At 41.5% G+C, this 21753-nt stretch carries 20 protein-coding genes; 3 read left to right on the top strand and 17 right to left on the bottom strand.

Annotated features, from left to right (window positions below; all coding sequences use genetic code 11):
- Positions 1-24: 24 nt before the first annotated feature.
- The 9 genes from EES38_RS17320 to EES38_RS17285 form a co-directional block, all read right to left on the bottom strand.
- Positions 25-1494, bottom strand: coding sequence for an NAD-dependent succinate-semialdehyde dehydrogenase (locus EES38_RS17320; protein ID WP_124938478.1), 1470 nt, complete (start codon positions 1492-1494; stop codon positions 25-27).
- Positions 1487-2662, bottom strand: coding sequence for an acetylornithine deacetylase (argE, locus tag EES38_RS17315; RefSeq protein WP_124938477.1), 1176 nt, complete (start codon positions 2660-2662; stop codon positions 1487-1489). The genes EES38_RS17320 and argE overlap by 8 nt, the downstream gene beginning before the upstream one ends.
- Positions 2663-2664: 2 nt before the next feature.
- Positions 2665-2838 carry a hypothetical protein gene (locus EES38_RS22225; protein WP_166434302.1) on the bottom strand — a complete coding sequence of 58 codons (174 nt, stop codon included), beginning with the start codon at positions 2836-2838 and terminating at the stop codon, positions 2665-2667.
- Positions 2835-4739 carry an ABC transporter ATP-binding protein gene (locus EES38_RS17310; protein ID WP_124938476.1) on the bottom strand — a complete coding sequence of 635 codons (1905 nt, stop codon included), beginning with the start codon at positions 4737-4739 and terminating at the stop codon, positions 2835-2837. The genes EES38_RS22225 and EES38_RS17310 overlap by 4 nt, the downstream gene beginning before the upstream one ends.
- Before the next feature lie 10 nt (positions 4740-4749).
- A complete protein-coding gene (locus EES38_RS17305) occupies positions 4750-5583 on the bottom strand; it encodes an ABC transporter permease (protein WP_124938475.1) in 834 nt (277 codons plus the stop codon).
- The gene (locus EES38_RS17300; protein ID WP_124938474.1) at positions 5580-6539 is read right to left on the bottom strand and encodes an ABC transporter permease; all 960 of its coding nucleotides are present in this window, start codon (positions 6537-6539) and stop codon (positions 5580-5582) included. The genes EES38_RS17305 and EES38_RS17300 overlap by 4 nt, the downstream gene beginning before the upstream one ends.
- A 73-nt stretch (positions 6540-6612) precedes the next feature.
- A complete protein-coding gene (locus EES38_RS17295; RefSeq protein WP_124938473.1) occupies positions 6613-8244 on the bottom strand; it encodes an ABC transporter substrate-binding protein in 1632 nt (543 codons plus the stop codon).
- 51 nt (positions 8245-8295) lie between these two features.
- The gene (locus EES38_RS17290) at positions 8296-9570 is read right to left on the bottom strand and encodes an NAD(P)/FAD-dependent oxidoreductase (RefSeq protein WP_124938472.1); all 1275 of its coding nucleotides are present in this window, start codon (positions 9568-9570) and stop codon (positions 8296-8298) included.
- A gap of 22 nt (positions 9571-9592) precedes the next feature.
- Positions 9593-10267 carry a haloacid dehalogenase type II gene (locus tag EES38_RS17285; protein WP_124938471.1) on the bottom strand — a complete coding sequence of 225 codons (675 nt, stop codon included), beginning with the start codon at positions 10265-10267 and terminating at the stop codon, positions 9593-9595.
- Between the two features lie 405 nt (positions 10268-10672).
- Here EES38_RS17285 and EES38_RS17280 point away from each other — a divergent pair, with 405 nt between their 5' ends.
- The gene (locus EES38_RS17280) at positions 10673-11536 is read left to right on the top strand and encodes a GNAT family N-acetyltransferase (RefSeq protein ID WP_166434301.1); all 864 of its coding nucleotides are present in this window, start codon (positions 10673-10675) and stop codon (positions 11534-11536) included.
- Positions 11537-11728: 192 nt separating this feature from the next.
- Entirely contained in the window at positions 11729-12643 is a 915-nt protein-coding gene (locus EES38_RS17275) for an EamA family transporter (protein WP_124938469.1), read from the top strand.
- A gap of 1 nt (position 12644) precedes the next feature.
- Here EES38_RS17275 and EES38_RS17270 read toward each other — a convergent pair whose 3' ends face one another.
- The 6 genes from EES38_RS17270 to EES38_RS17245 form a co-directional block, all read right to left on the bottom strand.
- Positions 12645-14048 carry a GGDEF domain-containing protein gene (locus tag EES38_RS17270; protein ID WP_124938468.1) on the bottom strand — a complete coding sequence of 468 codons (1404 nt, stop codon included), beginning with the start codon at positions 14046-14048 and terminating at the stop codon, positions 12645-12647.
- A gap of 235 nt (positions 14049-14283) precedes the next feature.
- A complete protein-coding gene (locus tag EES38_RS17265; RefSeq protein WP_243694223.1) occupies positions 14284-15054 on the bottom strand; it encodes a carbon-nitrogen hydrolase family protein in 771 nt (256 codons plus the stop codon).
- A gap of 55 nt (positions 15055-15109) precedes the next feature.
- Positions 15110-16168, bottom strand: a complete 1059-nt coding sequence (locus EES38_RS17260; RefSeq protein WP_124938466.1) for an extracellular solute-binding protein — start codon at positions 16166-16168, stop codon at positions 15110-15112.
- Between the two features lie 26 nt (positions 16169-16194).
- Entirely contained in the window at positions 16195-16986 is a 792-nt protein-coding gene (locus EES38_RS17255; protein WP_124938465.1) for an ABC transporter permease, read from the bottom strand.
- Positions 16987-16998: 12 nt separating this feature from the next.
- On the bottom strand, positions 16999-17898 hold the full coding sequence (locus tag EES38_RS17250; protein WP_124938464.1) for an ABC transporter permease: 900 nt from the start codon (positions 17896-17898) through the stop codon (positions 16999-17001).
- 3 nt (positions 17899-17901) lie between these two features.
- Positions 17902-19002 carry an ABC transporter ATP-binding protein gene (locus EES38_RS17245; protein WP_124938463.1) on the bottom strand — a complete coding sequence of 367 codons (1101 nt, stop codon included), beginning with the start codon at positions 19000-19002 and terminating at the stop codon, positions 17902-17904.
- 147 nt (positions 19003-19149) lie between these two features.
- Between EES38_RS17245 and EES38_RS17240 the strand changes: the two genes are divergently transcribed.
- The gene (locus EES38_RS17240) at positions 19150-19959 is read left to right on the top strand and encodes a helix-turn-helix transcriptional regulator (RefSeq protein ID WP_124938462.1); all 810 of its coding nucleotides are present in this window, start codon (positions 19150-19152) and stop codon (positions 19957-19959) included.
- Here the strand turns inward: EES38_RS17240 and EES38_RS17235 are convergent.
- Together EES38_RS17235 and EES38_RS17230 are read right to left on the bottom strand one after the other, a co-directional pair.
- Positions 19956-20399, bottom strand: a complete 444-nt coding sequence (locus EES38_RS17235) for a GNAT family N-acetyltransferase (protein WP_124938461.1) — start codon at positions 20397-20399, stop codon at positions 19956-19958. The two genes, EES38_RS17240 and EES38_RS17235, sit on opposite strands and share 4 nt — an antisense overlap.
- A gap of 272 nt (positions 20400-20671) precedes the next feature.
- Entirely contained in the window at positions 20672-21646 is a 975-nt protein-coding gene (locus EES38_RS17230; RefSeq protein ID WP_124938460.1) for a LysR substrate-binding domain-containing protein, read from the bottom strand.
- Positions 21647-21753 lie beyond the last annotated feature (107 nt).

The following is a 21753-nucleotide window of genomic DNA, read 5'->3' as shown; positions in this document are numbered from 1 at the left end:
TCCCTTTTTCTATTTAGATCGAACTTAAAATCCGCCCATATGCCAGGATTTCACTTCTAGGTATTCTTCAATACCGAGATTAGAGCCTTCGCGACCCAGTCCCGACAGTTTTATTCCACCAAATGGCGCGGAGTCCATTGAAATAACGCCTGAGTTTAATCCGACCATTCCGAACTCAAGTGCTTCACCGACATGCCATGCACGCTGTAAGTTTTGTGTGTAATAGTAAGCACCTAGCCCGTAAGGTGTACTATTCGCGATGGCTATCGCTTCTTCGTCAGTTTCAAAGCGGAATAGTGGAGCGAGGGGGCCAAACGTTTCCTCCTGTGCGACCACCATATCTGTCGTTACGTTTGTCATAATAGTTGGTTTTACAAATTGCGTGGCGGTATCGGGTACTTCTCCATACGCAATTTCTGCTCCCTTACTGGTCGCATCTTCGATGTGACGTTTTACCTTTTCAACTGCCGCAGTATTGATTAATGGACCGATAGTGACGCCATCTTCCAGACCATCACCAATTTTTAGTTTATCGACGGCAGCCATGAGAGCCTGAGTAAATTCGTCATAGATAGAATTATGCACAAGAACTCGGTTCGCACAGACGCAAGTCTGACCCGCATTGCGGAATTTACTGGCCATTAGCCCTTCGACAGCTTGAGGAATATCAGCATCCCCAAAAACGATAAAGGGTGCGTTTCCCCCAAGTTCAAGACTGAGTCTCTTAATTGTTGGTGCACTTTGTGCCATTAATAAACTGCCAACGCGGGTTGAGCCGGTAAACGTAATTTTTCGTACGGTAGGGCTTGCCGTTAGTTGTTCACCAACAGTAGCGGCATCGCCCGTCACGACATTGAAGATACCGGCAGGGATACCCGCCTTTTCGGCTAAAACAGCTAGAGCAAGCGCTGAGAGTGGGGTGAGATCCGCTGGCTTAACGATTATTGGGCATCCTGCCGCAATTGCAGGTGCACATTTACGTGTGATCATTGCAGCCGGAAAGTTCCAAGGAGTAATTGCCGCACAGACACCTATAGGTTGTTTAATGGTCATCATTCGTCTATCTGACGAAGGATTCTGGTGCGTTTCGCCGTGTACTCTGCGGGCTTCTTCAGCAAACCATTTGATAAAGCTAGCAGCATAGGCGACTTCACCTTTGGCTTCGGCTAGAGGTTTACCTTGCTCTAACGTCATGATCAAACCGAGATCATTCTGATTATCCATCATAAGGTGATACCAAGTCATCAACATCGCTGCGCGATCTGCAGCTGTGGTCTTTTTCCAACTGCGCCACGCATTGTCAGCCATTTCTATACAAGAAAGGATTTGTTCACCTGAAAGGTCAGGAACTGATGCGATGACTTGTTGATTCGACGGGTTGATAACATCAATCGTCTTCTTATTGTCAGATTCGACCCAAGAGCCATTGATATAAGCTCGGTCAGTCAGTAAAACTGGATTCGATAACTGCTCGCGGATAGTTGGATTAATCATGTTCACTCCGTTGATAACACGTTTCATAAATAAATTGAGAGAGTAATTCGTCACATTGATCTAACTGTTGTAGAGAGACGAATTCATCAGGTTTATGTGCTTGGTCGATTGAACCGGGACCACAAACAACCACTGGGGCCGAGAGATACTCGGAGAAGAGACCTCCTTCCGTCCCAAAGGCCACTTTGATTTGTTTTGTCTCGGGACTGGATAGCGAGTAAAGCTGCTTTACTGCGGGAGTATTTTTATCGGTATTTAATCCGGGGTAATCGGTTAAACACTCGAAATGGATGGCCGCTTTTGAGTCACTACGTTCAATTTTTATCGAGTCGATTAGAGCTTTAGCCTGATGGACAATCGTCTCGATTTCGTTCGCAATATTATCTTGCGCTAAATGCCGTATCTCGAATTCAAACGTACACTCTCCCGGCACAATATTGAGAGCGCGACCACCGTTAATCGTGCCGATATGGACCGTTGAATACGGAATGTTGTATTCCTCATCGTGAGCACCACTCTCGATAAGTTTGCTCTGTAATTGTCTTAGTGAGCTAATCACGTCACAAGCGAGATAAATCGCATTGGTATGCAGTGGTGCCTGTGAAGAGTGGCCTTCATCACCACAGCAATGAGTACGATAGGCCGTTTTACCTTTGTGCCCTGTTGCGATATTCATGCTGGTTGGTTCACCGACAATACATAGGTAAGGCTCAACGCCAATTTGCTTGAGTTGCACAAGTAGGTCGCGCACGCCTAAGCAGCCCAGCTCCTCATCGAAACTCAGCGCTAAATGTACCGGACGCGTTAAGGGTTTATCCGAAAACGCGATCATTGTGTTGATCGCAGACGCGATAAATCCTTTCATATCGCAGCTGCCTCTCCCGTATAAGAGGCCATCTTTTTCACTGGCTTTAAAAGGATCCTCTGTCCAGTTTTGACCAGCTACAGGCACGACGTCAGTGTGTCCTGATAGAACGATCCCAGGCTGAACGGTAGGACCAATCGCCGCATAAAGCGCTGCTTTGGTTTTGTGCTCGTTATACACAATATGGGTTTCTATCCCGTATTGCCCTAAAACCTTTTCGACATACTGGATCAAGTCCAGATTTGAATCCGATGACACGGTTGGGTACGAAATGAGTGTTTTAAGCCTTTCTTTGGTTTTCATAGTTATTGTAATCGTTCTAGAAGTAGTTTGAGTTCGAGGACGTATGTCTTTTCTCTGGAAATAAGCTGATAGTCTACACCTACGAATTCACAATTTGTTTTCCAATCATCGATGATTTGCCCTAATTGTTGAGCGTGTACAGGAAATGAAAATGTATCTTTCAGAACTTTATTCATGCATACCGTTCCTTAGCATCATATTCTGACAAAACATGGAGATTGTTTAAAGAGAGTGGCTTTTTATCAGTGTCTTTTCCTGTTCCTAAAGTAGGCAATGTTTTATCGTGCAAATGACATAGAATATGATTGTACTTGTTAATTGAACGGTTACTGGGTGTGACCCTGTCACAAAGGTTTGCTATGCGCTTAGGACAGCGATCAATAAACGCACACACTTCTTTATGTTTGACTGTCGTAATCTTTTCAATCGCTATTGTTGCGATGCGTGGTTCATTTATCCATTGAGTATTCATTTCAGGGATGGAATCCATAAGTAACGATGTATAAGGATGAAGAGGGCCGTCATAAAGTTCTTCTATCGGTGATGTTTGAACTTGCGAACCTTTGTACAACACGATTACATCGTCACATAGAGTACGAACACTATTCATATCATGACTAATAAAAAGATAGGAGAAACCCAATCTGTCTTTTAAATCATTGAGGAGTTTTAGGATTGCGGCACCTACAACTGTATCGAGTGCTGATGTCACCTCATCACAAATAATAATATCCGGCTCAGCAGCAAGCGCTCGTGCTAAATTGACTCGCTGTTTTTGGCCTCCAGAGAGGGCATCCGGCTTACGATCAATCACTTCTTTGGGAAGTTGGACCAAGTCAATCAATTCGGCTATCCGGTTATTTTGTTCGCTTTTGCTAAGACGAAAATAAGATTGCAGGGGCCTGCCAAGTAATTGCCTCACAGTGTGTTTGGGATTTAATGCTGTATCAGCACTTTGAAATACGAGTTGAATTTTTCGGCATTGCTCTTTTGCTCGTTGAGATAACTTTGCTGGTAGTTCATTACCTTGATATTTTATCGTCCCCAGCGCTGCTGGAAGTAGGCCGACAAGAGTTTTGGCCAATGTAGATTTACCCGAACCGGATTCCCCGATAATTCCAATAGCCTGACCTGGGTAGAGATTAAAATTGATATCGTCCAAAACTGGGTGTTCAGGCATACCATTACTGCTTTTTTTTCCATACCCAGCGACTAATTTTCTTACGCTCATTAATGGTTGAGGTTTATTTTTCGAAGTATCAACACATCTTGAAACTTCTTGAGTATCTGGCTTGAACGGCTGCGCTGCATCCATTAACTGTAAAGTATATGGATGAGAAGGAGTTGTGATAATTGTTTCTATTTTATCAGTTTCCTTTATTTCTCCTTGATTCAATACAATGACTTTATCTGCTACCTGAGAGACAACCGCGAGGTCATGAGAAACATACACGGCAGTAACGTTCCTCTCTTGCACCACTTTACGGAACACCTGTAAAACTTCTACTTGAGTTGTCACGTCTAAAGCTGTTGTTGGTTCATCAAGAATAACAACTTCCGGATCGACGATTAGGGCCATAGCAGCCATTATGCGCTGTAATTGACCTCCAGATACTTCATGAGGATATCGTTGCCCTATGTCATCAGGATTGGGTAACGCGAGTTCTTTAAATAACTGTTTGGATTTCTTTATTAATCGGGTTCTTGATTCTAACTTATGCAATAACGCAGTTTCGATAACTTGATCGATTAGCCTTTTACTGGGGTTAAATGCTGCGGCTGCACTTTGTGCGATATATGTAATTCGTTTTCCACGCCAAGCCCTTAATTGCTTTTCTGACGCATCGAGTAAGTTATCGTTACCGATCCACACTTGGCCCTGCTTGAACATACAACCAGGTTTAGTAAATCCCATTAACGATAGTGCGATGGTTGTTTTACCCGATCCAGATTCACCAATAAGAGCTAATACCTTTCCTTTTTCAAGAGTAAAACTAACATCTTTTACGATGTCTACGATTTGGTCTTCTTGAAGTGCGCTAATACCTAAATTTTTGACTTGAATAAATTCGCTCATAGCACTCTCCTTAATAACGGCTGTTACGTTGTTCTGAAATTCGATCGATAACCAAATTAACTGCGACGGTAAGAATACCGATAGTCACAGCTGGGGCGATAAGTGCCACGGCTCCTTCACTGAGTCCTCCGATATTTTCTCTTACCAAAGAACCTAAATCAGCATTTGGTGGTTGGACCCCTAACCCAAGAAAACTTAAACCACTTAGTAACAACACAATAAAAACAAAACGCAGTCCAAAGTCCGCGAGGACCGGGTTGAGAATATTAGGTAGAATTTCCCTTGTTGCTATATATAACGCGCTTTCACCGCGAATTCGTGCTACTTGTACGTATTCTAGTTCACACTGACCTATAGCTAGGCTATAGGCTATGCGAAATGCCCCCGGAGCGTAGGCAATAACAGCGGTTATTATTAGTAAGTGGACTGAGGAGCTAAAACCAGCCACGATAACCAATGCCATCATTTTACTCGGTATAGAAATTAGGGCGTCTGCAATACGTATCGTTACTTCTTCTATCCAGCGAGGTGACATTACTACGATGAGCGCGATGAATGTTCCTAATGCCGATGCTAATATTGCAGAAAATAGGGATAGCCCTACAGTGTATCGAATGGCATTTAGAATTCGACTTAAGTTGTCACGGCCTAAATAATCCGTGCCAAGAAGAAAGTCACTACTCATTGGAGCAAAGATGGTTTTACTGACGACTTCACCGACATCATGAGGTGCCAATAATGGGCCAAATAAAGCTAATGCAAAACAGAGTAAACAGACGATAATGCTTGGTTTATTCAAGACGCATCGAATTGCATCTTTTGTCCTAGACATACCCATACTCATACTTTACTCCTTAAGCGAGGATTAAAAACGATGGCGATGAGATCTGATATAAGAATCAAAACAAGATATCCCGAACAAAACAACATGGTGCATGCTTGTATTAACGCGATATCTCTATTTGTCACCGCATCGACCATTAAGCCGGCGACACCCGGAAAGTTAAAAATAGCCTCAACAATGACTACACCACCGAATAAATAGGAGAGACTTAATGCTACTGCATTGGCTATCGGTCCGACTGCGTTAGGAAGAGCGTGACGTAAACTAATTCTTAAAGTAGATAAGCCTTTTAATCGCGCCATTTCAATGTAGCTTGTACTTAGTTCATCTACCATGGCTGCACGAGTCATTCTTGCCATCTGAGCTGTAATGACAAAACATAGTGTCATCACTGGTAGAGTGTACGAGCGAAGAAAATCTAGAAGTGTTTCGCCGGCTCCTCCATATGAGATGGCTGAGAACCAGTGTAGTCGTACTGCAAAAATGAGTACTGCTATAGTTGCGACAAGAAACTCAGGTACCGCGACCAAAGCTAGCGTCACCGTGTTAAGACATTTATCGAGTTTACCATTTCGATATATAGCAGCAGTGATCCCGAGAATTAGTGCAATAGGAACAGATACAAGTGATGTGCTAGCAGCTAGCATTAAGGTATTGCTTAATCTGCCATCAAGTAGTTGACTTACGGGCATATTATTAGCAAAAGACTGCCCGAGATCCCCTGAAAGCAGGGTTAATAACCAGTGAAAATAACGTATTACTGGAGGCTGGTCTAAACCGAGTTGGGATCTTAGCGCTGCTACCTGCTCTGGCATTGCGAACTGCCCTAAAATTTGCTGTGCCGCATCACCTGGCAGAATATTGGTTATAGCAAATACCACAATTGAAACCAAAAATAGTGTCAACGAAGCACTGAGCAAGCGACGAAGTACTAAAAGTAAAATAGTGTTATTCATACACATCCTCTTTCTGAAAAAAGGCAACGGTTGAACACCGTTGCAATCCATTTATTCTTAAGATTAGGTATGGTTAGGCATCAAGCCATACTTTCTCTGCAAACATGTACCCCATAAAGCTACCCAGTGGGTTAGTACCGTATCCTTTTAAACGGGAGTCAATACCATCGATTTTGCTGATGAATATTGGAACGCCAATACCACTATTGTCATGTACTAAAGTTTGCATCTCGGCATACATTTGTGCTCGTCTGGATTCATCCGTTTCCTTTCGTGCATCAATTAGTAATTTATCGAAGGCTGTATTTTTCCAATGGGATTCATTCCATGCTGCCGAAGATAAGAAAAATTGGGAGAATATAATGTCAGCACTCGGACGAGCATTGATATTACCAAAGCTCAAAGGATGTTTTGCCCAGTGATTTGACCAATAACCATCGATTGATTTGGTTTGTACATCGAGTTTAATTCCTACTTTGGCAGCAGATTGCTGCATCAATACAGCGATATCGACCGATCCTGCTGCTGCATTTGATGCAACCAATGGGATTTTTGCATCGGCAAATCCCGCTTTTTTAATTAAGAATTTCGCTTTATCTGGGTCAAATGAGCGTTGTTTTAGATCTGAGTTATAGTATCTTGCTCCAGGCGCGATCGGTGTATCATTCCCTATAGTGGCAAAGTCTTGAAATATTGCCGATTTGATCTGCTCTCTATCCATTAGCAATTTCATACCTTCTGTAAAGTCGGCACTTTTACCTGGCATCATATCTTGGCGCACAATTAGATCGGTATAGTTACCTGAAGGTACATTTATAAACTCGTGTCCGGAACTGGATTCGATACGATCAGTCGAGCGAGGGTTTACTTCACTTATTACGTGAACTTCACCCGAAAGAAGAGCATTCACACGTGACGGTTCATCTGCGATTGCGAATAACTCAACTTGGTCAAGGTAGGGTAAACCTGGTTTCCAGTAATTTTCATTTTTTGTTACAACAGTTGTTATCCCGGGTTTAAATTCTGCAAGCTTAAATGGTCCAGTACCAATTCCCTTGTTGAAATCAGTCACGTTAGCAGGAACAATAAGCATATGTGAGATTGCTAAAATAGAAGGAAACTCCGCATTCGGGCCTTCCAGCGTAATTGTTACTTCGTATTTATTTGTGGCTTCAACTGACTTGATTTGCTTTGCAAGTCCCATCACTTTTGAGGCTGTAACTGGATCTTTGTGACGGTTTAATGAGAACACAACGTCATCGGCAGTTAATTCTTTGCCATCGTGAAATGAAATTCCCTTCTTTAACTTAACATGCCAAACAGTAGCTTGATCATTCTCGATACTTTCAGCCAGTTCTAGATGAGGAACTAACTGATCATCAAATTTTGTTAAACCGTTGTAGACCATATAATGGCGGGTATAGTCGGTTGAAAACGCACCTTTAGCCGGGTCAAGTGTATCTGCGGTAGAGATTGAGAGACTAGCAACTTTGATTTTTCCTCCTGGTTTACCTAGGTTAGATGTTGACTTTCCTTCATCTTGGGCAAACACGTTAAATGGAGAAATAGCTGTTCCTGAGGCCGCCAATACCAGCCCTGCTGCGCCTAGAGATTTCAATAAACTTCTGCGAGAGCGACCTTGTCGAGTTAAACGTTCGAAGTCGTTAATACATTCTTGACCAGTAATAATCTTTTGATCTTTCATAATATGGCATCCCTTCGATATTACGATTTGTGTGATTAGTGATTTTGCTGATTAATGTAAATAATCTTGTAATTTGTAGTACGCCCCTACCATAGGTAAAAACCATGGTTTTCCTGTATATGCTGGTATTGCATGCCAAGACTCTTGGTTCCATGGGTTGGCGTTTGTATCACCACCCACCATTAACGCAAGCTGATGTCCCATATACGTGGACATTTGTACGCCGTGTCCGCTATAGCCCATAGAATAAAACATGCCTTTGCGCTGCCCTGCTTTTGGAAGGCGATTTTGTGTCATATCGATTAGACCTCCCCAGCAATGTGTTGCTCTGACTCCTTTGAGTATTGGGAACATATCACTCATTGTCTTAATCAACATATCGCCACTTATGGCATCGGATTTAGGATCAGAGGACGCAAATCTGACACGGCCTCCAAAGAGAAGACGATTTTCGCCCATGACGCGGAAGTAGTTACCGATATTCTTGCTTGTGACATAAGAACGTTTGTTAGGCATCAAGTTGTCTATTATTTGCCGATCGATTTCTTCTGTCATTATGATAAAACTTCCAACTGGAATAATTCGGCGACGGAACCAACCGAGTGGACCATATTGACTAATACCACTGGCTATAACCACGTCCTTCGCTGTTATTTTCCCTTTGGGAGTCTCTACCGTAAATTGATTACCATTATTTTTTATACTTTGTACTGGATTGTTTTCATAAATATGAGCACCATATTTAGACGCACTATGGGCCATACCAATACCAAGTTTTCCTACATGAAGTTGAAACCCATTACGTTGTAACATTCCACCATGGAATAGGTCGGAATTAATTTCACTTTTTATGGTATTTTCATCAAAAAACGCTATGTTTTCATCTACTTCACTTTTGACTAGTTCGTACGTTTTATAGATTTTTTCGGCATGAGCAGGCTTAGAGGCTAATTTGAGCTTACCGCTTTCTCTCACTTCACATTCGATTTCCTCACTTTGTATTACTTGGCGTAAGTTATCGACAGCATTAGAGTAAGCGTTGTAATAACGTTTAGCTTTTTCCATACCGAGCGAATGGGCGAGAGTTCCAAAGTCTTGAACCACGCCAGTGCTACATTGTCCGCCATTTTGCCCTGAGGCATGCTCCATAATATTGGTTGCTTCAAATAGCGCAACAGAAGCCCCTTGCTTGGCAAGCGTCAATGCTGCTGACAGTCCTGTAAGCCCACCACCAACTATTACAACGTCGTAGTGACTTTGACCAAGTTCCCGCATTGAGGACATGAATGCGGGTTTTGTATCGATCCAGTAAGATTTGTTGATCATGATAACTCCTCGCTTAATTATGTTATTCAAGACCTAGGAAATCAGCGAGAGCATTGATATCTGTTAATTGATTGTAGGAATAACTACTATTTGCTGGCGCATCATGGCCACGTGCGATAAATGCTTTGTTTTTTATCCCCATATCATCCGCAGGGAAAAGGTCATAGCGAAAACTGGATGATACGTGAAGGATATCTTCAGGATTACATCCTAGGTTATCTAACATATACTCGAAAGCGGCGAGGCGAGGTTTATATACCTTTGCTTCCTCTGCTGTGAAAACTCGATGGAATGGTGCTCCTAGTTGCTCAACGTTTGACATTATTTGCTCATCCGCAGCATTAGAGTAAATCACAAGTGGAAACTCTTTGGCTAGTCGGGCGAGACCAGAAGTTACATCTGGATGCGGTCCCCAGGTAGGTACTGCTTCATAAAATGCTTGTCCTTCTTCTTCATGAAAGGCTAATCCCCAGCGTTTACAAGTTCTCTCTAGAGAGTTTTTCAAAACGACATCGTATGGCTGCCATGGGTTAAGTACTTCATCAAGACGGTATTTATAAAAGTCTTTTACGAATGCCTCCATTTTTTCGGAAGATATGCGGTCTTGAAACATTTTTCTTGCCATGATGGCAAATTCCATTTTGATGAGTGTACCGTAGCAGTCGAAAGTGATGTATTTGGGTTTTAATGTACTCATGAGATTCATCCTTAAACAAAAGTAACAAAATGGAAACGTATTGTTATCAATTTCCTTTCAAATTCATTACATCACAATCGAGCAGCAGATATCGTTTAATTCCTGTATTTAGAAGCAGGAATATGTTTAATTATGAGAGTGAACAGCAGCTTATTTGGCTTTGACAAATATAGGTAATGTTAGTGGTAACTTATTGATATAAGCCTAATGATTTTTAAATTACATCTAATTTTCAGTAGGTTAGTTTTTTTTGAGGTAAGCTATATTGATGGTATTAGTGACTAGAGCACAAGGATTGTTTTATCTTACAGAGCTAAGTTTGTATCGTACGCAATATTCTGCTGTTAGATGTTGTATTAGGTTTTGATATTGTTTTTGTACGTACTAAGCATGTTTGGAGTCGTCATGAAATATTCCTCCCATAACTTTAATATTCGCAATCTCCTCCCTAATGACCTGTCAGCAGCTCATGCAATGACCTTGGATCTTAAGTGGCCGCATCGTCTTGAGGATTGGCAGCAGATTGTGTCGTTAGGGCCATCCCTAGTGATGGAGGATGCAGGAAAGGTCATCGGAACCGCATGTCTTGTTCCACAGGGTAAATTTGCCTCTGTTGGATTAGTCGTCATCGCTAATGAATATCAAGGACGCGGACTTGGTCGTCGTATGATGGAAGCGGTAATGGACATTGTTACACCAGGAACAAACCTTTATTTGACCGCTACAGTGATGGGAAAACCACTTTATGAAAAGTTGGGATTCGTCGATTATCGAGTGATTGAACAGTATCAAACTACGGTCAATGTTGAACAACTTCGGTTGGTTACGGTCGATAATCTCGAATTACGCGACCTCACTACAACTGATATCTCGGTACTGAAACGACTTATGAACGTGGCAATGGATATGAATCGCGATGATATTAGTGAATTAATGGTAAAAGAATCGTCATCGATAAAAGTCCTGGAATCCGAGGGTTTGGTCAAAGGGTTTGCGTGCTATCGTCCTTTTGGAAGAGGGTTTGCGATTGGCCCTGTCGTTGCAGAAAGTGAAACGAATGCGCTAGCGCTCATTAGCGAATTGTTGCACTGTGCTGATGGACAGTTTGTTCGTCTTGATATTGATGCTTATTCCCTTGAGATCGCAAGCTATTTATCAGAGTGTGGGTTTGATAAAGTCGATACAGTGTCACAAATGGTAAAAGGGCAGTTACCAGACATTTCTTCATCCTATAGACAATATTGTTTATTTACACAGGCTATTGGATAAAGACCCAAACTTGCTCTCGACAAGCAGGAAGTACATGGAGAATATCCGGATATCCTGCTTGTTATTTTTTGTTATATCAGGCACTCTTTAGCGCTCACCTCCGTTGTGCTTTCTCCCTCATTTTGCTGATCGAACTTCATTTCTATCAGTGCCTATTTCAGAAAGCATCGTTATGATTTTAAAGGATTATTAATGACGTTTCGTGATCGCTTGCTTGCTCTTACCATTGTCATGGTTTGGGGTGTGAACTTTGTTATTATCAAAGTTGGTCTTGATGGTATGCCACCACTCTTGCTTGCTGGAATGCGCTTTGCGTTAGTAGCTGTCCCTGCGATCTTTTTTATCAAACGCCCTCATGTACCATTTAAATGGCTATTTGCTTATGGGATTACTATTAGCTTTGGTCAATTCGCATTGCTTTTCTGGGCTCTGAAAGTCGGTTTAGCTGCTGGGCTAGCATCGCTAATTTTACAGGCACAGGCGTTTATAACACTAGCTTTAGGCGCATTATTACTTAAAGAAAAAATACGCTTTCATAATGTTATCGCCGTCGCGATAGCGGCGTTTGGTATTTATCTTCTGGCGGCGGATCAGGGACAAAGTGCAGCAACCATCACTTGGTTTACTCTGGTGTTAATTATTGGAGCCGCGTCTTCATGGGCTATGGGAAATATAACCAATAAAGTGATTATGCGGGATTTTCAGGTGCCGACTATGTCATTGATCGTCTGGAGTGCTCTAATACCGACAGGTGCTTTTGCTATCGCTTCCTACGTATTTGAAGGATCGGATATCATTATTTCGTCGCTGCAAAATATCGAGTGGCATAACGTGCTGGCACTTTTGTATTTATCCATACTCGCAACGATCGTTGGCTATGGTGGATGGAGTTATCTCTTAAGTCGCTATGAGACATCGATAGTCGCACCGCTTTCGTTACTTGTGCCAGTATTTGGTTTGTTAAGTGCGATGGTTTTGCTTGGCGAACATCTGAGCCTTTACCAACTAATGGGGGTATGTATTATCGCTATAGGTCTTATCATTAACGTCTTCGGGGGCAACTGGATTAAAAATCGCGCCACCATTAAATCTGTTACGGATAAATAGTTCACTCCTTAGAGGTATTCTCGCCTTCCACTTCGATTTCGCTGACCACTCTGTTACGACCATTTCGTTTGGCTTGATATAGAGCGAGGTCAGCGTTTTTAAACACAACATCTATTGAAGCTGTGTCCTGCTTTATTGCGGCACAACCGATTGATACAGTTTGATGGTGGGGCTTACCTGTAAATACGCTCATGTCTTGCTGAGCAATCGCATTTTTTATCTTGTACGCAACTAATGTCGCCTGACTTAACGACGTTTTGGGTAAAGCAACGATGATCTCCTCACCACCATAGCGGCAGACGATATCGGTGCAGCGAACGGACGTCTTAGCGATGGTCGCAACAGTTTTAATGATCTCATCACCAACATCGTGACCGAATGTATCGTTAACACGTTTGAAGTAATCGATGTCGATCATGAGAACTGATATAACACCGCCATAACGTCGTTGCCGGCTACGTTCTTTATTAAGCTCTTCTTGAAAACCACGACGATTAAGAATGCCAGTTAATGGATCGAGACGAGCAGAATAGATCAACTCTTGCTCATACTGCTTTTTCTGACGTTCTGATTTATTAAGAATATGAGAGCTAAAAGCTGTTAGAAAAAGGACTAACCAGCAAACGACTGCAACATAGGCTGGAAAAACAGCAGAAATTGAACCTTGCTGTAATTCATGACGGCATATAAAACCCAGAATAAAACAGAATGAAACGCCGACGATAATCTGTAAGCGAGCAATTTTACCAACGATAGAATCTTTTAACCAAAGGCGGAATATCGCCTTGTTGGCAGATGATGCCATTGCCCCAACACAAAGAAGATAGCCGCCGATCATCGTACTTAACGACATCGAGCCATATAGGCTGTCGCTGTGATATACGTAGCCGGTCAGTGCGAGGGAAGGGGCAACCAGTGAAAGTAAAAGCGTTGATTGGTAGTAGTATGAATGATTCGTTTGCTGAAATATTTTGGCGACAGCGAGAAGTAAAAGCATGATTGAAGTGTTCAATCCCATTGCATTATGCTCAGCTACATGAAGTTTCGCTTCGTCAGTTAAAAGCCATTCACTTAACCAGCTATAATCTGTATGCCAAATAAGTTTAAATATAACAAGCCCAATAACTAAGTAAGGCAATAAGTGATATTTAAGTTTAGAGTTGATTTGTCTTAGTACTGAAAATAACGAAAGTAAGATTAAACACAAAGCAGTCAAAGGGTTTGTGGCTGGACCATCGTGAAACGGTCGATATAAATCAGGTATTGAGAATATATATCCAGAGACGATACAAGCCGAAAATAGTAGTGCAAGAATATTACATACACGACCAAAACCGATCGATTTGATAATCAGACTGTTTTTCTTTTCCTTTAATGGCAGGTTTTCAATAGAGCTAAATGACACCTAATTCCCTTAGATAGTAATCATCCTTGATATTATTACTATAATCGGAAAATAATTAATTGTTAATTAATAGGAATGTAATTTATCAAAAACTGTGTGCATAGCATGATTTATTGTGAATATTAAATGACATACCTCTTTTGAATTGTGTTATACGGGGATATTTTTGCTTTTATTATCAATATAAGAATCAATATAAGTATGTTGATTCAGAAAGCCATATGGCTTTCTGTTATCAGCTAAATTGTACTTGAGCTAAATCATGTGATTGGGTTGAAGTTGGGTTATGCTTATTCATAAGTAGAATCTCACTAACATCAGCAACGATGACGGCAGAACTTCTTCCCGCTCGAGCGATATCAAGGCCGTCTGGACCGATGATTGCACTTAGACCGGTGTATTTTAGGCCATCTTCAACGCCGCTGAGGTTTGCATAGACAATACAGACTCCATTTTCTAATGCTCGAGCTCTGGCTAATGTTTTTGGGACTTCATGGTAGGGTTCCATGTTTGCAGTCGGATTGAATACGATATGAGCCCCTTTGTTGGCTAGAATACGGATAGGTTCGGGAAACTCAATATCGTAACAAATGCTCATTCCGCAGCAGTATCCATTTAAATTGAATGTTGTAAAGGTATCACCAGGTGTAAACAGTGATTTCTCTTTGTCACCAAATAAAAATACCTTTCTATGGTGGCCAACCAAATCACCGTTGGAGTTGATAACTACAGCACTGTTATAAATTTTTTCATTGTCACTCTCTGGAAATCCGATCACAATAGCGATTCCGGCTCCCATAGCGATTCGCTTTATTTGAGAAATCATCGGTCCGTCGATCGTCTCAGCCAGCGCAATGACATGACGATCTATATTGTATCCAGTGATAAACAGCTCGGGAAAGACAACAACATCACAGCCGAGATGTTTAGCTCCTATTACTGTCTGTTGAATCAACGCAATATTACTTGCAACGTCACCCGAATGGGGTGTTCCTTGATAGGACATTATCTTCAATTTGATACCCTCAGTTGAGGCAATGGGGACTGCCTCAACGTTTTTATTACTTGAGTAAGTTTGTCCAAATTCGGTCGTATAAGCGAACGACGTCAGGATCACAAGGTGGAACAAATTCGGCTTTGGGCGCATCGGTCGGTGGGTTTAATTCCAAAGCATCTTTGAATTTATCGTCAAGATAAGGGCTCGTACCGTTTACGCCAGCAGTATAACCAGCAAAATTAGTCAACGCTGCGGCATTTTCTGGTTCGAGCATGAAGTTCATAAATAGTTTTGCATTTTCAATATTTTCAGCATCTTTCAATACGACGATATTGTCAGCCCAGGCTGTCATCCCTTCTTTGGGATAAGCGTATTTGAGTGACGGTTTCTCCATTCTTGCTCGCAGAGCCATACCATTCCATAACATTGATACAGATGCGTCCCCTGATACCAGCATTTCACGTGACCCGTCAGAAGTAATACTTAACCAGTTTTTACGTGCTTTGATTAGAAGATCATTCACCTGTTTTAACTCAGCTTTATTGCTGTTACATGTTTTAAATCCTTTATAGCGTAAAGCTGCGTTAATGACGTCATTAACGTCTCTGAACATGTTCACTTTGCCCTTTAGTTCGTCTGGTGTGTCGAACAAAATACCAAGTGTATTAATGTCTCCTTTATAAGCATTGGTATCGACCATGAAAGAGGTTGTTCCGTACTGATATGGAATCGAGTAATGACGGCCTTTGTCAAAGTACACATCGACGAGATCCTGTTTAATATTATGAAAGTTGCTCAATTTATCAGGCTCAACTTTGGCCAATAATCCTTCTTTTATCAATATGGCTACCATATAGTCGCCAGGTACCGCAATATCGTATCCAGTAACACCTGATTTAAGTTTTGCTAAAAGGGTTTCATTACTGTCATAAGTATCTTGAGTGACCTTGACGTCATATTGCTTGGCAAATTTATCCAGCAGTGATTGCGGCATATAATCTGACCAGTTAAAGATCTTTAGCTCTCCAGCCGCATTTGCGGTTGAAATACCGCTTAGAGTAAGAGCTACTGCAAGAGATACTGCTTTTAAGGTGTGGGCCTTTTTACTGTGAGTAAGTGTCATTTTAGAGTCCTTTCTAGTTAAGTTAATTAGGCTTGCTTAGTTGGGCGATTGACTAACCAAGATGCAGTGACGAACAGAGTTGAAACGAGTAGTAATAGGGTTGAAATAGCATTTATCTCTGGCGTAAAGCCAATCCGAACCAAACTATAAATAGCCATAGGCAGTGTCGTTGCTCCGGGACCTGCTACCATGTTAGCGACGATAAAATCATCAAGAGACACAATAAATGCCAACATAAACCCTGATAACAGACCAGGCATCGCCATTGGGAGCGTTACATATCGAAATGCTTGCCAGCGAGTTGCATAGAGGTCGAATGCGGCTTCGTCAAAACGTTTACTAATGTCTTTTAGGCGAGTCGAAATAGGTAAGTAGGCGAAGGGAATACAAAACACAATATGCGCAATTAACACAGTGTTGAGTCCCAACGTCATATTAATTGCGACGAAAAAAATTAGACTTGCAATAGCGGTAACGATTTCAGGGATAACCAAAGGTAGATTAATCACACCAACCATCAATGAAGCATGCTTAAGAGGCTTACCTTTAATCATCGCCATAGCTGCAGCGAGTGCAATGCATGTTGCGATGGTGGCCGCCGATATGGCGATGATTAACGAGTTAAATGTTGCGCTCTGAATACTTGGGTTGTGAAAGGCCTTTATATACCAGTCAAACGTAAATCCACCCCATGTGGTTATTGAGCGCAGAGAGTTGAATGAGTAGATAGAAATAACCAACAGTGGAGCATAGAGGACAAAAAGACACAGTAGGGTTATTACGCGCGCTCCTGGGTAATGCTTTACATCGATCTTCATCGTTAATTTTCCTTATCGCACGTCGGTTTGTTTTTTGCGAGAAGCAAAAAGCATTAATATTACTAGGACAAATGTCAGCAGTATCATTGATGCAGCAGCACCAAATGGCCAGTTGCGTGAGCCCTGAAATTGAAGAGCAATTAAGTTACCAATCATCAGTTGCTTTCCTCCACCTAAAATATCCGGTGCGATAAAAGCACCAATAGACGGAATAAATACCAACAGACAGCCAGAGATAATCCCGTTTTTGACATTGGGAATAAGAACGTAACGGAGTGCTTTCCACCGACTAGCATAAAGATCGTGAGCTGCAGTAAGTAACGACATATCAAATCGGGATAGTGCTGTGTAAAGTGGCAAAACCATAAAAGGCAGATACGAATAGAACAGACCGAGCGCTATAGCAAATGGTGTATAGGCTAATTTTAAAGGTTCGCTTATCCAACCAACATTAAGTAAAAATTCATTGATTGGCCCTTGGTCACGAATGATAAATAGCATTGAGACTGTGCGAATCAAGAGATTGACCCAATAAGGAATGGTTATGGCAAATAACCATAACCCCTGAGTTCTTAGTGGGCGAGTGGCAATAAAATAAGCCGTTGGAAAACCGATAAATAAACATAATATCGTTGCAGTCGTCGCTTGGCCGAAAGAGCGTATAAAAATGTCAATGTAGGCCGTGGTAAACTGTAATTCATCAGTTAGAAAATCTTCTTCGAATAGAAATTGACGATAGGAATCGGTGGAAAAATGCCAGATGACGCCGCCATAGGTTCCCGGTTGTAAGAAGGAATAAACCGCGACGATAGAAATAGGAATAATTAGAAAAATACCTATGATTGTTAGTGACGGTGTCACCAATGCAGTTCTTAAACGAAAATCTGATAGATTTTGGAGTCGCTTCAACATGGCTTAGCTCCTTAGCAAACGACAGGAATTAAGGTCAAAGTCGATGCCGACGTCATCTCCCTTCAATAGGGCTTTTGACTTGTCTGATGTGTTCTGTTGCCGAACCAACAAACTCTGGCTCTCATCTATATCCACGATGTATTGCGTGTCGGTACCCATGTAAATCGTTTGTTTTATTTTTCCTTTCAACAATGGTTTGCCACTATTAACGTCATAGTGTGAAAGGTTAATTCGCTCAGGACGAATAGAGAGTAATGCCTTGGTACCAATAAACACTTTATGGTCGTATGGTACTTGCATTTCGGTGCTTGAGGTCGAGTCTGGAAGTGAGAAATTGATCGTTGCACTTGCTGGGTGTTTTTCGAGTACAGCGACATCAATCAGATTAGTCTCACCAATAAAATCTGCGACGAACTTGTTACTTGGACGCTCATATATATCGGTAGGTGAGCCAATTTGCTGTACGTGACCTGCTGACATCACTGCAATGCGATCAGACATGGTCAATGCTTCTTCCTGATCGTGAGTAACGAATACAAATGTAATTCCGGTTTGTTCCTGTATTTTTTTGAGTTCTAAGCGCATCGATTGACGCAATTTTAGATCCAAAGCAGAAAGGGGTTCATCAAGAAGTAAAAGTTTTGGACGTGGTGCCAACGCTCTTGCTAGCGCGACACGTTGCTGTTGCCCACCTGAAAGTTGATGAGGGCGTCTTTTAGCAAATTGGGTAAGTTGAACCATCTCAAGCATTTCACTTGCTCTTGATTCTCTTTCCCTTTTCTCGATGCCAAGCATTTTGAGCCCGAATTGTACGTTCTCATGTATATCGAGGTGGGGAAAAAGAGAATAGTGTTGGAATACTGTATTGATCGGTCTTTGATTTGCTGGTTTGTGCGCGATGTTTTCTTCAAATAACTTTATCTGTCCGGATGTCGTTTCTTCAAACCCTGCTAATAGACGCAGAAGCGTTGTTTTTCCACAACCAGATGGGCCGAGTAATGTGAAGAATTCGCCTTCCTTTATATCTAAGGAGATGTCACTTAAAGCCTGAAATTGATCAAAGCTCTTAGTCACCGATTGTATTGAAATTGCAGTCCTTGTCATGATATTCCCCAATGACGTCGATAGAGTGGGCCAATTTTGTAAAAAGATAACCCACAAATCATGATTTTTAATATAGAGTATCGATTATGAGGGGTATATAACCCCAGTGGGGTATGATGAGCTAGATTGAATCGATGTGAGGTCACTTTGCAAAACGCAGTAAAGTTTACAAGTAAGTTGGATAAAGCCTTAGGTGAAACGATACGTGCTATAGGTACGCCAGATTTTACCCAGGTATTGAGTTATTTTGTTGCTCAATTGGTGGAGTTTGATAATTTAATCATCATCGTTTATCACAAAAACCACAACCCATCGGTGTTGTATCGTGAGTACAAAGATCCAACGGTATACCTTTCAATGGATTCTCACTATGTTACGGCGGCGTATTTGCTCGATCCGTTTTATCAAGCAGTAAGAAGCGGACTTCAGAGTGGCGTTCATCACATATTTGAATTAGCACCAGATCAATTTAAACAGACAAGTTATTTCAGGGAATACTATCGAGATACCACGCTAATCGATGAATTTGGTGTATTTGCCCGGTTAGGCACAGAGACGACATTGACGGCATGCTTCGGACGAGACAATACATCACGGCAAATGTTTACCAAAACTGAATTAGTCACGATAAAAAGCTATGCTTATCTACTAACGGCATTATGCGAAAAACACTGGAAAGGTTATACCCCACTAGAGGGTAAAAATATTTCGTTACCTCCAGTGACGGAGCGACTGCGCGATGCATTACGTATTAAACACGATATCGCTTTAAGTCCACGGCAAGCTGAAGTCGCACTGTATATTTTGCAGGGGCACTCGTCTCTGTCTATCGCGTTGAATCTTGATATCAGTAAAGAAACGGTGAAAGTATTTCGCAAGCAACTGTACGCTAAATGCAATATTAGTTCTCAGGCGGAGCTATTTTCACTGCTGATGCCAATATTTTCGGTACTCTAAGGTTTGACCTGTTTGTGGTATACATTAGAGGTTTTTTTGAGCTCAAATCCACTACTTTGATAAAAGCGATGGGATTCTTCACGCTGGATATCCGATAGAACGATAATGGTATCTAAGCCCAAATCTGCCGCCCATAGTTCACTTTGCTTTATGAGTTGTTGCGCGATTTTATTGCGGCGATAATTCTCATCAACGACCAACCCCATAATTTCTATGTAATCACCTGAACCGAAAAAGAATCGTTTTTCAAGAATAATCCAACCACATATCTGCTGGCTTATTGTGTCTTCGGCTACGTACATTTTATAGTTTGTGCAGCTAATGAGCTTATGCATGCGCGCTAGTGAAAGATCTTCTGAGATTGAATATCCCCATTCGTTTGATAAACGAACGATTGAATAATTGTCAGTGAGTTCTGCGCTTCTAATAAGAACTTTCATTCAGATTCCTTTGAATTAGGTATTTCGGTATTATTTACTTTAATTCTGTCTGATAGTTACTTTCTAGCAGCAATAAAAGAAAATTTCGTTAGTTCTTTGTAATCTGTAAATTATAGTTAAGAGAACGTAATTTGAGCAGCCAGTTATAAATCATTGGCAGTAGGTGATCTAGTATTTAGATAAGTAAGAATGAGTATTCCTTGTGCAGGCGGGAACAAAAAAAGATAGTGAATCACTATCTTTTAATCATTAGGTTTTTGAGAATATGGTTCTTAGTATATTGGTAGTTTGATGTCTTTAAACATCGCTTCAATTCGTCCAGAATTACTATTCATTAGGACTTCTTCCATCAGGGTTTTGGTCAAATGAGGAGAGAAGGAGCCAAGGAAATCGTACATGTAATTCTGAAGAATGACATCTTTACTGAAACAGATCCAAGCCTTACAAGGATCAAGCAGGTGATTGATGTCGATATACTTCAGGTTCATGTGCTCAATGTCTCTAGCGGCTAGAGAGGCTATAATACCAATACCAAAATCGAGTTCGACGTAGCGTTTAATTACATCTGCATCCATCGTGGTCATGAAATATTTCGGATTTAATTCTGCTTTTTCAAATGCCTCATCCACTCTTTCTCGCCCTGATGCACCCTGCTCATAAGTTAGGATAGGGTATGCTGCTATTTGCTCCAGAGTCGGCTTTTCGATCTGCGCTAATGGGTGATCTTTAGACACAACCAAACCCAAAGTCCAAAGGTAAGCTGGAAGGACGATTAAATCGGAGTCCTGACCGACATCATGGGCAACGATTGAAAAGTCAGAGTATCCACGACTAATGCCACCTTTAGCTTGTGAAGGCAGTGTAGATTGTAGGTTGAAATTAATTTTGGGGTGACGCTTGGTAAAGACCGCAACACTGGAAGGTAAAAGGTAACGAGCGATCGTATGTGTTGTGAATATATTGAAAGTACCGGTACCAGGGTCAACGTGTTCTTTCGCTAGAGCCTTAATCTTTTGCTCTAGACGCAGCATTTTTTCAACTTCTTCGAGGATTTTCTCCCCTACATCTGTAATTCTCTGTAGGTGCTTACCATGACGTTCAAATATTCTGACACCCAGTTCTTTTTCTAAAAGCAATACTTGTTTGCTGACGCCAGGCTGAGTAGTAAACAGAGCTTCAGAGGCCGCTGAAACATTTAAGTTGTTATCGCTAATTGCCTTGAGATATTTTAATTGTTGTAACTTCACGTGTTTTCCTCCACGCACACATTGTGATCATGTGTTTGTCTTATATCAAAATAGCTATTAACTAGCATTTAAGGTTATATGATATGAAAAATAACACAGTCTCCTAC

Origin of the sequence: Vibrio viridaestus (genome assembly GCF_003856525.1) — a bacterium.
Classification (GTDB): domain Bacteria; phylum Pseudomonadota; class Gammaproteobacteria; order Enterobacterales; family Vibrionaceae; genus Vibrio; species Vibrio viridaestus.
Note: the sequence above shows the minus strand (reverse complement) of the source record. Positions and strands in the feature narration are given on the sequence as shown.

What these genes read in the sequence shown, in the direction of transcription:
- EES38_RS17320 (WP_124938478.1), bottom strand. Translation starts at nt 1,494, where the DNA reads ATGATTAATCCAACTATCCGCGAGCAGTTATCGAATCCAGTTTTACTG.
- argE (WP_124938477.1), bottom strand. Translation starts at nt 2,662, where the DNA reads ATGAAAACCAAAGAAAGGCTTAAAACACTCATTTCGTACCCAACCGTG.
- EES38_RS22225 (WP_166434302.1), bottom strand. Translation starts at nt 2,838, where the DNA reads ATGAATAAAGTTCTGAAAGATACATTTTCATTTCCTGTACACGCTCAA.
- EES38_RS17310 (WP_124938476.1), bottom strand. Translation starts at nt 4,739, where the DNA reads ATGAGCGAATTTATTCAAGTCAAAAATTTAGGTATTAGCGCACTTCAA.
- EES38_RS17305 (WP_124938475.1), bottom strand. Translation starts at nt 5,583, where the DNA reads ATGAGTATGGGTATGTCTAGGACAAAAGATGCAATTCGATGCGTCTTG.
- EES38_RS17300 (WP_124938474.1), bottom strand. Translation starts at nt 6,539, where the DNA reads ATGAATAACACTATTTTACTTTTAGTACTTCGTCGCTTGCTCAGTGCT.
- EES38_RS17295 (WP_124938473.1), bottom strand. Translation starts at nt 8,244, where the DNA reads ATGAAAGATCAAAAGATTATTACTGGTCAAGAATGTATTAACGACTTC.
- EES38_RS17290 (WP_124938472.1), bottom strand. Translation starts at nt 9,570, where the DNA reads ATGATCAACAAATCTTACTGGATCGATACAAAACCCGCATTCATGTCC.
- EES38_RS17285 (WP_124938471.1), bottom strand. Translation starts at nt 10,267, where the DNA reads ATGAGTACATTAAAACCCAAATACATCACTTTCGACTGCTACGGTACA.
- EES38_RS17280 (WP_166434301.1), top strand. Translation starts at nt 10,673, where the DNA reads ATGAAATATTCCTCCCATAACTTTAATATTCGCAATCTCCTCCCTAAT.
- EES38_RS17275 (WP_124938469.1), top strand. Translation starts at nt 11,729, where the DNA reads ATGACGTTTCGTGATCGCTTGCTTGCTCTTACCATTGTCATGGTTTGG.
- EES38_RS17265 (WP_243694223.1), bottom strand. Translation starts at nt 15,054, where the DNA reads ATGTCCTATCAAGGAACACCCCATTCGGGTGACGTTGCAAGTAATATT.
- EES38_RS17260 (WP_124938466.1), bottom strand. Translation starts at nt 16,168, where the DNA reads ATGACACTTACTCACAGTAAAAAGGCCCACACCTTAAAAGCAGTATCT.
- EES38_RS17255 (WP_124938465.1), bottom strand. Translation starts at nt 16,986, where the DNA reads ATGAAGATCGATGTAAAGCATTACCCAGGAGCGCGCGTAATAACCCTA.
- EES38_RS17250 (WP_124938464.1), bottom strand. Translation starts at nt 17,898, where the DNA reads ATGTTGAAGCGACTCCAAAATCTATCAGATTTTCGTTTAAGAACTGCA.
- EES38_RS17245 (WP_124938463.1), bottom strand. Translation starts at nt 19,002, where the DNA reads ATGACAAGGACTGCAATTTCAATACAATCGGTGACTAAGAGCTTTGAT.
- EES38_RS17235 (WP_124938461.1), bottom strand. Translation starts at nt 20,399, where the DNA reads ATGAAAGTTCTTATTAGAAGCGCAGAACTCACTGACAATTATTCAATC.